Below are 12,178 nucleotides of genomic sequence, written 5' to 3'. Positions count from 1 at the left end.
GCGGAGATCATTGTTCCAGATAATCGATAATCGGACAGTCTGGACGATGATCTCCACTACAGTTTTTAATCAGATGAGAAATCGCACCATGCAGGGATTGCAATTCTATTTGTTTTTGTTCGATCTCATCAAGACGGATTTGAGCCAACGCTTTGACCTCAGAACTGCTGCGATCTCTGTCTTCATACAGGCTTAGTAATGACCGGCATTCATCTATAGTAAAACCAAATTCACGTGCTCTACGAATAAAGCAGAGCTTACGGGCATCTTGCTCGCTATAATCTCTATACCCTGCCCCGGTTCGTCCGTTTGCTTCCACTAGGCCAATTTCAGAATAATAGCGTACGGTTTTCGTAGGCAATTGAGAGATTTTAGCAACTTTACTGATATTCATATTATACGTTGACCTTCCAGTTACTGGAAACATTAGCATGTCCTGACAACAATTAGAACAAGTCAGCGAGACAGTCATGATATCACTTAACAATGGGCTACATTTAAACTGGTTGGTGTGGAAAAGTTGGAAGAAAGCTTCAACAAATACACTGTGGTGTTTGGTGGGGTGTTCCATAGGTGATTTTGGAACGATCGCATTCTTTCAGTTTATGGATATCCCTTGGCCAGTTTGGTCTATTATGACCTTAGCCATTATAAATGGATTGCTCACCTCAATCATTCTAGAAACCATAATTTTATCACGTCAGATGGCCTTCAGACTTGCTTTTAAGACAGCCATTGGCATGTCTTTTATTTCTATGATCGCAATGGAAGCTTCGATGAATTTAGTAGACGTCTGGGTCACAGGCGGAGCCAAGCTGACCTGGTATGTCATTCCACTTATGCTGTTAGCCGGTTTCTTAGCGCCTCTACCTTACAATTATTGGAGATTAGTTGCGCTAAAGAAGGCATGTCATTGAATGGAAGGAAAAGGATGATCATCTGACATCCAATTAATCGAAGAGGAATGTCCGCTTTTGGAGATTTCAAGCCTGATAACAATTACTCCAAATTGAGAACGAGATAACACTATTATCAATTCAGTGAGATGCAAAAAGAGCGCCAGTTCAAAGAACCCGCGCTCAAAAGTGTTATATTTTTATCTGAATTATGGGGCAGTAGTTGGCCCTTTATTTACTGATGAATGGCTTAGAAAACTGGCCGTTTCAAACCCCAAAACGGTCGTTGATATCAAGCCAGAGACTTAGAAAGTAATTCTTGTGAAACATTAGTCACAACAATGATCGCCGACTTGTATAGGCGGACAGGCCACATCTCCAAACGAACAATATACGCAGCAATCCCCATGATTAGGCTTGAGTAATGCGCCACATCCTTTGCAGTCATAGAAGAACTGACAGGCATTCGTAGGCATCTTATCCTTTGATTGGAAACCACACTTAGGACAGGTTAGGGTCGAGTGGGAGATAAAATCTCCAGTTATCTCAAATTCAGCCATTCCAATATTTCTTTCTCATAAGATGGAAGGAGATACGCCATGCCCGCAAAAATAAAGCCTATGACAAGCAAAATTATAACGCGCATCCGTGGTCGACCATATCGAAAAGCAAAGAAGGTCGCTGCGCCCAGCAAGCCTAATGTCAACCACTGAAATATGGATTGATAGCGGACAAAGAAGCCAAGTTTTCCGACAATGGTCGTGCTTATTCCAAGATTTACCAGTATAAATGGTAGCACACAGCAAGACGCGCCGAGAAAGGCAAAGAAACTGGTAAGAACGCCACCACTCGCGAACCATCCACTTTTCTTTTTATTGCCAGTTTTTGTTTCTATTTCATCAGACATATGAGTACTATAAAACCTAGAGTAACTACAGGTGCAAGCATGTCTGACATCACAATTGGGCGATTGAGCATAGCAACAGGTGTGAAGGTTGATACGATCCGATATTACGAGAAAATCGGGATAATGCCCAATCCTCCGCGTACCTCTGGAGGTCAACGCGTTTACAACTCCAATCATAAAGCTAGGCTGAGTTTCATTAAACGAAGCAGAGACCTTGGCTTTTCTTTAGACGCAGTTCGGTCTCTTTTAGGATTGACTGATGCCCCTCCATCATGTGGCGAAGTACATGCAATCACTTCGGATCATCTCAAGGAGGTTCGAACAAAAATTGCTGACCTGAAACGATTGCAACAGACGCTGACTGCAATTTCGGCCAACTGCACTGGCGATAATGTACCTGACTGTCCGATTATCGATGCGCTGACAATTCGAGAGCCTTGAACTGTAAAAGTAGTCCCCAAAATGTTTTTTGCTCAATGACAGTTATTGGCGAAACACTGCCTGCTTACGAACGGGTAAAAATAGCCCCAAACAGCCTGTCTGACTTCAACTTAAAATAACCCTAGAAGCATTTTACGGATATTCCCTATTCAACCAAAATTAGAAATTTGAGTAGAATTGCCTACTGGTAAGTTTGGCGCTCTCCTCTCTTCTGGCTTCTTTCGATTTTCTTGAAGTCCTTGACGTCGGTCCGGACCGAAATATGATCCGACTCGAACATATACCCGCTCTGATAGACTTAGATTTTCTATTGTTTTCTATAACCGAGTCTTAGAAAAAGGCACGCTCAATATACCATCATACCCGGTTCTAACGACCTTTTTCATGAGTGTTTCAGAGCAATGAGAAGAAGCAAAGAGTACTTGAACGAACGGATCTGCGCTTGTTTTGTAATCACATATATAAGTTATGATGTCCGTTGCGTCTATTCCTACGCCATCATTGATAATAATAGTTCCAAAACGGTACGCAAAGCACTTTACCTTTAATTCTTCTACATTTGATGACACTACGACATACTGAATATCACTTGTCCTAAGCATATCCCTTAGCATACGGATCATTTCTATGCTTGAAGAGAATATTAAGACCGATGATTTTTTAGAATCACGTTTGGGCACAACAAATTTCTCATAAACTGTACCATTCGGTGCTACACACGTTTCTCTCATTTCATCAACCGATACTTTCCAACCCTGAAGCTTTCTACCATAGACTGAAGATGGTTAACAAATTTATACAATCCATTAATGCGTTTGCTCGCCAAGATGGTGACAATGGTTTAAGTTGTAAGATTGGAGGACTTCATTGATGATCCGGTTAGACTACTGATTCCTAGCAGACTGCCTAATTGTTCCAGCTAGGGGTGACTCAGCGTTTCGCCAGATGACAAGTGCTAACTGTACCTGCCCACATCATCAATATGACAGGAATTGACTCTAAACATACGATCGCCAAACTTTTGAATGATGAATATAATTAAGCGTAAAATTAACGAAATTGAGTTTTGATGACATGTATTATACTTGTCTTTTCATACGTCGGGCGGACATCTCTATGACTTCACCACAGTTATACCAGCCTCTTTCTCCGAGTGAAGCACTCGCTATTGCTCAAAGATACAAAGCAAAATCCATCGCAAACGAGAGCAGAATTTCAAGCGAAATTTTTGAACCTACATAATCAAATTTCAAAACAAAATACCGTTCTACTAAATTCGATTGGACGAGGTATTATAGGGCTAATAAATGAAGCTTCGACAGAAGAAGCTTTTGCCGCGAAATTATTGTCCGAAATACAAAAGCAATTACTGACTTACAAATATCTATTGGAACGTGGTGAAACTCGCTAAACTAAATTTAAAGAACATACCCAAAACAAAATGTTGGCACCTATGAACTATGAAAACCAACACATTTTATAGCAATAGTGTGTCTAGGAAACTCTGGGCAACTCAGTACGCTTGCTGGAAGAAAATCACCGATTTTTAACAATTAGCCAATCGTCAAAACTTCCGATGATAAACCTTTATATAGGCTCATTTATCTTCCCCCTTATAACGCTAAAACTTAATCTATATTGAGTTATAATAAATAAATTTTTGGCACAAGCCACCTTATCTTAAGTGCACATTTCATAATTTTTTCAGAAGGTGGTGGCAACGTTTTAGAGTCTATTTCGGCACCAATATTGCACAACCCCAAATAGTTATTTTTGTTGTTTCACAATCAAACATCAAAATGAAACATTCCATTTGGGGGAAATGGATGCAATGAAATCTGTATGGCAATTAGACAAATCTAAGTATAATGATTTACTCAATTTACCTTATTCAGGTTGGGCCTGGGAATTTAAACGACGAGACCCCGAACTTATAAAAGCTTATACAGCTGGCAATTCTGTGCGTCCTAATTACAAGTTAAATTCTGAAGGAATCGGTATATTTAGTCTACCTGCCCCTTGCAAAACTGCAGAAAGCTTTGGGCTACATTTTCTTCCCAACCCCAAACTTTCAGCCCTCCAAACAATGCCTTTTTGGTTGCCAGAAATAATGCAGTTTAACTTTGATGCTTCGGTAGAATTATTAAATAATCCAAAACACAAAGGTTCTGTCCTACATTGGCACGACATTCCAGGAGACAAGCAAATCCTCTTTTCACCCTTAAGACGGACAAAACTTAGTGTGAATACAAATTCCTATTCAACTCAAATCGCAATAGAAGCAGATTCAACTTCTGTTTTGGACACCAAATATCTGGCACTTAAGATGGGAGAAAAACACCTAAAACAGGAAAATATCAATTATCTCAAAGAGTTTTCAACGCACTGCCAAGGCCATGATATCGCGCATAAATATCAGCGAGGTTACTTTCCTAATACGCTGATACAGGCTTTGATTGCACTCGATGGATCGCTGAACAAGGCTACACAACGAGAAATTTCAAGCGCCTTGTTCGGAAAGAAGCAAACGAAATTTGACTGGGATAACAGCATATATTCTTTAAAATCTCGCGCACGTAGATTGATAAGTAAAGGACGCGATTTGATGAAATACAATTACATCCAATTGCTTTAAGGGAGTCGCTTAGCACTAAAGAAAAAACGACTCTCTGCAGATATCTTATTGTTTTGCATTCTCTCTTTGAACCTTAAAAATGGAGAAACATTATGCAAAGCCCCCTCACTTCGAGTCCCTTTTTCAGTGTCGTTCAAGCAGCAAATTATCTGGGCCTTAAGCGCCAAACATTGGATAATTATCGTTGGGCTGGAGGCGGCCCTCGTTACCGTAAACATGGAGGCCGTGTTCTCTATACCAAAGACGAATTAGACCGATGGTCATCGGACCGCCAGTGGGAAAATACAGCCCAACCTTTTCGTCCAAATCAAATAAACTAATGTTCAAATCGCAATACCTTTTCATTGGAATAGTTGGCGTTTTCATGACTGTAATTTCCACTATTCCAATTCAATCTCGCTTGATTTGGAACCGAACACAGAGTGCACCTTTAGGTCTCTATTGGCTCACAAAACAGGCACCTGTTGTCGGAGATTTGGCACTCATATCAGCTAAATCGGATGAGGCTATATGGGCTCAAAACCATGGCTATACAGGTCCTAAATGGCCACTTTTAAAGCTTGTTTCAGCGACGCAAGATGACGTTATTTGTAGGGTTGATGAGCAAATCATCATCAATAATAGCCATATTGCGATCACCCTATCCTACCCCCAAGACCTTCCCAAATGGGAGGGGTGTTTCAAGCTCGGCAATGACGAGAGATTCCTTCTTAATCCCCACCCCCATTCTTTGGATGGCCGCTATTTTGGTTTGACCAACCAGCAAGACATTGAAGGAAAGCTCATTCCCATATGGACATATACACCATGAATCAGTTCCAATTTGAAAATGAGCTTTGTAGAGAGAAAGAGAGACAGTGGGAAAAGGATTCTTATGATTCCGACAGGGCAAGATTCAGAGGCAGGCACCTTCACTGCCCTAACCTATTGTCTGCACATCACTTTTTAGGCTCCCACTTTACCCTCACATCTATGTATCGGGTGCCAACATCTAATCTAAGCGATTGTATTTTATACTATTTAGCTGGCACCCAGCCAAAGGTGCACCGTGAGCAGTGAAAAACCTTTCACGCCGCGCCTTGGCCATATCAAAGATGGTGGCCAAGCAGGCAGCAAACGTTTTTCAAAACAGATAGCAAAACGTGCTGCAAAGCTTGCTCAAACCTCTGGCCCCAAAGGACGTGTTAGAGCCTCTTTTGTTCGCGGAGCAACCGCTTCAGCTGTTTCATCCGTGAGACATACGTCCTACCCATTTTCTCGCATGCGACGCGCTGTTGTTAAGGTTCATATTGCGCGAGCTGGCTATGTTGGAGGTGCAAAGGCCTTTGGAGAACATATCTCCTACATAGAACGAGACGGCGTGGACCGAGATGGCAATAAAGGTCAAAGTTATGACCGTGATCACGATCAAATCTATACAAAAGATTTTAAGGAACGAAGTGCAGAAGACAAACGTCAGTTTCGTCTCATTGTCTCTGCTGAAGATGCAACGCAAATTCCAGATCTGAAGGTCGAGATCAGAGGCTTTATGTCAGGCATGGAAAAGGATTTAAAGACAAAGCTAGATTGGATAGCAGTTGATCATTTTGATACTGGCCAGCCTCACTCGCATGTAATCATACGCGGCGTTGATGAATTGGGCGATCCGCTTGCTATTGATCGTCGTTATTTAATGACAGGCATGCGCACACGCCTTTCAAGCCAGCTAACAGATAGTTTAGGACTACGACGCGACATAGAAATCCTGCGTTCTCAAACAAAGGATATAAACTCTGACAGGCTCACGCGGTTAGATCGTGACTTAGACAATCTAGCGTCAGATCAAGATGTCCTACCTACAAAAGCAATTTCAGAAGGCGAACGCTTCAAACAATCATTTTTACGCAAGCGTCTCACTCATCTTCAAAACCTAGGGCTAGCTCACCAGCAAAAAGACAAGTGGACCTTTAAGATAGGCTGGCAAGATACATTAAAACAAATGGGACGACGCGGTGACCTCATAAGATCGATCAATGACAAATACAAAAACTTGGATATTTCAAACAAGTTCAAGATATATGATCGCGCTAAGCCCCCTTCTCATGGCCTAGTTGGAAGAGTATTGGGCTCCATCCCCTTAGATGAGCTTAAAGACACACACGCTCTTCTTATCGAAGGTATCGACGGGCAAACATGGTCAGTAGATATTGGCAGTACAAGCAAGGATAAATTGCCAACCAAAGGACACACCGTGTCTGTTTCCCATCAAGACGGGAAAACTAAATCATCTGATCAGACGATCGCTAGAATTGCTTCTCTCAATAATGGACTTTGGTCAGACAGCATCCATGCGGTTAATGATCCCGCATCATCACCGCAATACAGGCAAGCTCTTAAACGGCGTCTAGAGGCCCTTCGAAGGCATAAAATTGTATCACGCAATAAAGATGGAAGCTGGAAAGTTGGCCAAGACTATCTGGCTAAAGTTCAAGCATATGAAACAGCGAGCCTTGAAGCTCTCAAAATAGAAACAAAGTCTCATTTTAAAGTAGATAAACTTGTTCAGGTCCAAGCTCTCACATGGATTGATGAGATAGATCCAAGGCAGTGTGCGAATACTGGGTTTGGAGGTCAAGCCAAGCAGGCTATTTTAGCACGGCGATTATGGCTTAAAGAACAAGGCTTGATGCAAGCTGAACAAAACTCGCTTTCACATCAAGCCCGAACAAATCTCAAAGCCAAAGAGATTTCATCCTTGGCGAACATGGAAACGCTAAATTCAGCCCGCACTTTTGTATCGATTGAACAAACTAAATCGTTTAATGGAAAGTTAGAACGCATAGTCGATGCACACCAAGGAAAACTAGCGCTTATCGGAAGGGACAATAGTTTTACATTCGTTCCGCTTAGATCAGATATGGGAAATAGCCTAGGACGCGACATTTCTTTAACTCGTAGAGGTCCAAGTATTGATTGGAAAATCGGCAGACAGAAAGGTATTTCTCGCTAAAATTGGTTCTAACAGATTACTTCGTGACAAGATGTTAGATTAGCTGTTCTTGGGACAGGAAGTGGCCCTAAATTGCCTCATGAACAACTATAGCCATCAGGCAAAATTGAGCCAAATAATGGACATTCACGACCGAACAAATTTGTACCTAGGAGTTGTTAGAAATTTTGTATTCTGACCTCTGCCCTCGGAGCTGGTTTAAGGACCTATCCGAAGTGCACGACAGAGTACGCCAGAGCACGATATCATACTGTAATCTATATACTTTTTTGATCGCCTCTCCGAAACCTCTATCCGAGAATACGCCTTCGTTTCCGTCCGCGTGCTTGCGTGGTGCTTGCGTAAAATCCGAGCTCGGCAAGGAACAGGAGCATGGCGAAACTCACCAAACGATTTGTGGAAGCGGTCGCGCCGCAGCGCAAAGGCCATGTCGTCTGGGACGACGAATACTCAGGCTTCGGCCTGCGCGTCTATCCCTCTGGCAAGCGCAGCTACATCGTCCAGTACCGGTCACGCGGGCGATCCCGCCGCTAAACGATCGGCCTTCATGGTCTATGAACGCCGGAAACCGCGCGGCGCGAAGCGAAGGCCCTACTTGGGCGGGCTGCACATGGCGGTGATCCAGCGAAAGAACGTGAAGAAGAGCGCAGAGCGCTCACCATCAAGAAGCTTTGCGAGCAGTACATCTCAGATATGGAAGCGGGACACATTCTCGGCAAAGGCGGCCACCCCAAAAAAGAAACCACCATTGCGACCGATGAGGCCCGTCTCCGGCGGCACATCGGTCTCCTTATCGGGACCTGGCGCGTGCGAGACATCACCAAGCCGGACACGAATAATCTGATGAAGGACATCATCGCTGACAAAACGCGCGTCACAGTGAAAACCGAAAAGCTCCGCGGCAAGACAATCGTCCGCGGCGGTCCCGGAACAGCGATCCGAACGATGAGGCCGTCTTCTCCTATGCCGTCGAGGTTGGCATTATCGAACACAACCCAACACACGGACTTCGTAAGCCAAAGTACAAGGTTTCGGGACCGGCGGCTCAGTGAATCCGAGTATCGGACGCGGGGCGACATTCATCGGCAAGGATGCAAAAGCAACCAACTCCGGATACACGCGGACATACTCAGGCTTATCGCGCTGACAGGCTGTCGGCGCGGTGAAACCTTCAACCTCAAGTGGAGCGCTGTCGATATCGAAGGGAGCTGCTTACGTTTGGCCGACAGCAAGGAAGGCACCACAGTTCGTCCTGTCGGATTGCCGGTCGTGGAGTATCTGGAGAAAGAACGACCGCACCGAACGGGAACCTATGTCTTTCCCGGCCAGGACATCGACAATGCAGTTGGTATTTTCCCTCAAAGCTGGAAGAAATTCTTCAAGAATACGCCTCTCTGGGATGTGACGCCTCACGTATTACGACACAGCCTCGCCAGCATGGCGAACGATCTTGACTTAACGGAAATTACGATGACTACGTTGATCATGGCCGCAGATGCGGTCGCTGGTTATGTGAAGGCCCTACTGGAAGGCGCCGAGTTCAGGCGAAACACTTATACGTTGGATCGACAATCCCGGCAGAGCGCGATTGAGCAAATGCTCATTGAAACGAGGCCAACGGGATAGGGTACACCATGTTCATCCCAAGAATTGAACGCGCGTTTCGAATACGACAATGGTGTCCTAACCGTCATATTTGACGGCTAATTGCGCATTACCTGTTAAATATGACCGTTAGTAGCACATAAGTGGACAGCTTTCGGCGCACGCACTGACCATTCATCGAAATTTGAGAGGTTGCGGGGGCTCGCTGCGATCTCAACTTACTTTTCCGCGCAACCGCATAGGTCATGTCCTTTGCTCTCGGAATTTGGACGGATTATCCCAGTTATTCTCCAAAATTCCGAAGAACGCGTTTCCAAAGTCGACTGATCAACCCGTCACGCACAGTGTCAGAGACCGGGTTTTCAGTAGCAGAACTGGTCAACGCTTCTGTTGCTCTTGTCCCGTAGTATCGGGACTTTGCCTTCTGATCGCGCAATCGTTCAGCCGCCACCTGCTCATCCGTCCACGGTCCAGCTTTAATGACGCGCCCTCGCTTGATCACGTAATGCGACCTGCAGTCTAATGTCCAATTCCCAACGGAGGGGTTTAACGAAACCGTTTCGCCGTCGAAGATCATTTTCCAATCAGTTGGCGTGAACGGCGTGACAACCTCCTCTCCGCAACCGCAGCAACAGCTGTGAGCGGCCGTTCCGTACTTCATCGAGATGTACAGAATACCTGCCTCGACCGTTTCGGGAATATGCTCAACGAAGGCGTGTTCCAGTCGATCATGCCGCATCATTTTGTGTCTCCATTTAGCAGCATGTTGCCATCAGTGGTGTATGTGCAGTGGTGCTCCTGCTCCAAGTCTCGATAGAAGCCGCGGAGTTTCTTCCACTTGACGACAGCAAGCACCGCATTCAGCGCGTTCAAGTCAGCAACTTGAATATTCGAAGAATAGAGATCCTTTTCCCCGCCGCCCAAAAAGGACACGCGGCCATTGTGAATGTGACCCCGCATATCAGGCGTGCTCGTAGTCACACGGAGAATGCCGCCAAGTGAGCCTCCATCGAGTTCAAGACCCATGCCAACATCGATGAATGATGCGCCTATAGCTTCCAATTTTTTGACAACGCGCCGCTTTTCTTCGCCAGCATCCATGGACAGAAAGGCAAATGTTACGCCGTCGAGCTTGTCCAGATTTTCTGCACTCATGCCCTCGTCGCAGGCGACGATTCCGCGGTGCATCTTGGAGTAAATCGTCTTGAAGTAATCCACCTTCTTGGGTACTTCCCGCAACTCTTCAATGGATGCAGCTCCAGGCGCACGAAACGAATTGTGCTGAAGAAATTCATCAGCGTCGAACAACCTAATCTCAGGTACAGGGGTTTTGGCAATCAGGTCCAAAATGTAGCCGCCTGTCCCTCCCAAGCCGATGATCGCGATGATATCAGATTTCAGAAGATCAGTCAGTGCGCCGATGCCAACTCGGTCAGAAGCGGTTTCAGTGTAGTTGAAGACACTTTCTTCTTCCGCCTCCGGCTCTTTCATCGTTCTCGGTGTGGCATTGCCGTCCACAACTTCAGCCGGACCGGAGAGAATAGCCGCGTATGTCGCCATCTTGTGAAAATAATCGACATACCCGCCCTCGGGTTTGCTTGAGAATGAATGCTTAGCAGCCAGACCATTCCCCAGATGAGTATTCAGGCTCTGATGCCTGATCTGTTCGATTGGCCTCCCGTCAGCTGTGCACGGATACTCACCATCAAAATGAATGACATGCGTATCAGGACGCCGAGTTTGATCACCAGCCAATGTCAGGCTGGAGATCAGTGTGCCGCTTTGGACCATACGGCACTTATCGACATACGGAACGTTACGCATTACGAGAAAGCCACCCACAATTTGAACGAGATAACCTTCATCACGAAGGCGTTTAAGGTCATCATTAAGACTGAACAGTGCGCGTGACATTAAATACGGTCCCCTCTTTCTTGATTTTGACCGAACCACCGGCAGCAAGTTCTCCGGCGTGGGGCTTCGAAGCGGCATGGCGATATGTCATCGAAAAGATAACGTTGGTGTCATGCGCACCTGGGAATGCTAGTTTCACGACTTCCTCAAAGGTAACGTGACGATCATCCACCTCACGAGGCCGAGAGTTTACAACAATCGTGCACGTTGCATTCGGCCGGGGTGCCGTGATGAACCGTTCGATTCCGGAGTCAGTCAAATCCATCAGGTCATCAGGCTCTACAAGTTGATCTGTGCCACCGCGTTCCTGAAAGAAAATGGCCTTGTCGTCATCAATGTCGGCAAGCTTGTAGAGAGCTGCCCCGCCAATGGCAGGCTTACCCCACTCGATCTGCCGATCGTCCAGCCTCAGCTTGAAGTCACGATCGGTTTGGAACGCGACAAAGCGTTCAGCACCCCGAGCCCGAAGGTCGAAAGGTTCGTCGAGCCGAACATCTTCGAAATCGCCTGAAGCGAGAATCGCAAAGAGGCTGAAATCGTCGTTCGTATTGCACCCCGCCGCAGCGAGGATCTGCCGACCCAGCGGAACCGGATCCAGAACATCAAGTTTACGGAACTTCAGGTCGTCCAGTGCAAACCGGATGCGGTAAGCACGCGCCCTACGCAGTGGGCGGTCTTCGCGCAGAGCATCAGAAAGGTCGTCGTAATCGGGAATATCGTCGAGAGTCATGGTGATTTAGTCCTTAGCTTTTGCCGGTCTCATGCCCGGCTTCTAAGGGGTCAATCGATAT

General features: G+C 45.6%; 12 protein-coding genes and 1 pseudogene. 7 read left to right on the top strand and 6 right to left on the bottom strand.

Annotation, left to right across the window (positions count from 1 at the left end):
• Positions 1-7: 7 nt before the first annotated feature.
• On the bottom strand, positions 8-394 hold the full coding sequence (locus HBAL_RS03485; RefSeq protein WP_015826538.1) for a MerR family DNA-binding protein: 387 nt from the start codon (positions 392-394) through the stop codon (positions 8-10).
• A gap of 76 nt (positions 395-470) precedes the next feature.
• Between HBAL_RS03485 and HBAL_RS03480 the strand changes: the two genes are divergently transcribed.
• Positions 471-917, top strand: a complete 447-nt coding sequence (locus HBAL_RS03480; protein ID WP_015826537.1) for a DUF4396 domain-containing protein — start codon at positions 471-473, stop codon at positions 915-917.
• Between the two features lie 308 nt (positions 918-1,225).
• Here the strand turns inward: HBAL_RS03480 and HBAL_RS16985 are convergent, their stop codons facing one another.
• Positions 1,226-1,456: a GDCCVxC domain-containing (seleno)protein gene (locus HBAL_RS16985; RefSeq protein WP_015826536.1), complete on the bottom strand. Its 231-nt coding sequence runs from the start codon at positions 1,454-1,456 to the stop codon at positions 1,226-1,228.
• Positions 1,438-1,803, bottom strand: coding sequence for a hypothetical protein (locus tag HBAL_RS03475; protein ID WP_015826535.1), 366 nt, complete (start codon positions 1,801-1,803; stop codon positions 1,438-1,440). Before HBAL_RS03475 ends, HBAL_RS16985 begins: the two co-directional genes overlap by 19 nt.
• A 39-nt stretch (positions 1,804-1,842) precedes the next feature.
• On the opposite strand from HBAL_RS03475, the gene HBAL_RS03470 reads away from it, so the two are divergent.
• The 6 genes and pseudogenes from HBAL_RS03470 (at position 1,843) to HBAL_RS03435 (ending at position 9,494) form a co-directional block, all read left to right on the top strand.
• Entirely contained in the window at positions 1,843-2,244 is a 402-nt protein-coding gene (locus tag HBAL_RS03470) for a MerR family transcriptional regulator (RefSeq protein ID WP_015826534.1), read from the top strand.
• Positions 2,245-4,075: 1,831 nt separating this feature from the next.
• Complete coding sequence (locus tag HBAL_RS03455; protein WP_015826532.1) at positions 4,076-4,879, top strand: DUF2285 domain-containing protein; 804 nt, start codon at positions 4,076-4,078, stop codon at positions 4,877-4,879.
• Between the two features lie 92 nt (positions 4,880-4,971).
• Positions 4,972-5,199: a helix-turn-helix domain-containing protein gene (locus HBAL_RS16560; RefSeq protein ID WP_015826531.1), complete on the top strand. Its 228-nt coding sequence runs from the start codon at positions 4,972-4,974 to the stop codon at positions 5,197-5,199.
• On the top strand, positions 5,136-5,690 hold the full coding sequence (locus HBAL_RS03445; RefSeq protein WP_049763120.1) for a S26 family signal peptidase: 555 nt from the start codon (positions 5,136-5,138) through the stop codon (positions 5,688-5,690). The genes HBAL_RS16560 and HBAL_RS03445 overlap by 64 nt, the downstream gene beginning before the upstream one ends.
• A 237-nt stretch (positions 5,691-5,927) precedes the next feature.
• Positions 5,928-7,868: a relaxase/mobilization nuclease domain-containing protein gene (locus HBAL_RS03440; protein ID WP_015826529.1), complete on the top strand. Its 1,941-nt coding sequence runs from the start codon at positions 5,928-5,930 to the stop codon at positions 7,866-7,868.
• Between the two features lie 372 nt (positions 7,869-8,240).
• A pseudogene (locus HBAL_RS03435) lies at positions 8,241-9,494 on the top strand (tyrosine-type recombinase/integrase).
• A 262-nt stretch (positions 9,495-9,756) separates the two neighbouring features.
• Here the strand turns inward: HBAL_RS03435 and HBAL_RS03430 are convergent.
• Genes HBAL_RS03430 through HBAL_RS03420 form a run of 3 tightly spaced genes read right to left on the bottom strand, consistent with a single transcriptional unit; the run spans position 9,757 to position 12,117 of the window.
• Complete coding sequence (locus HBAL_RS03430) at positions 9,757-10,215, bottom strand: DUF6527 family protein (protein WP_015826528.1); 459 nt, start codon at positions 10,213-10,215, stop codon at positions 9,757-9,759.
• Complete coding sequence (locus HBAL_RS03425; protein ID WP_015826527.1) at positions 10,212-11,387, bottom strand: ThiF family adenylyltransferase; 1,176 nt, start codon at positions 11,385-11,387, stop codon at positions 10,212-10,214. Before HBAL_RS03425 ends, HBAL_RS03430 begins: the two co-directional genes overlap by 4 nt.
• The gene (locus tag HBAL_RS03420) at positions 11,362-12,117 is read right to left on the bottom strand and encodes a multiubiquitin domain-containing protein (RefSeq protein ID WP_015826526.1); all 756 of its coding nucleotides are present in this window, start codon (positions 12,115-12,117) and stop codon (positions 11,362-11,364) included. Before HBAL_RS03420 ends, HBAL_RS03425 begins: the two co-directional genes overlap by 26 nt.
• Positions 12,118-12,178 lie beyond the last annotated feature (61 nt).

It is taken from the genome of Hirschia baltica ATCC 49814 (assembly GCF_000023785.1).
GTDB classification, from domain to species: Bacteria; Pseudomonadota; Alphaproteobacteria; order Caulobacterales; family Hyphomonadaceae; genus Hirschia; species Hirschia baltica.
Note: the sequence above shows the minus strand (reverse complement) of the source record. Positions and strands in the feature narration are given on the sequence as shown.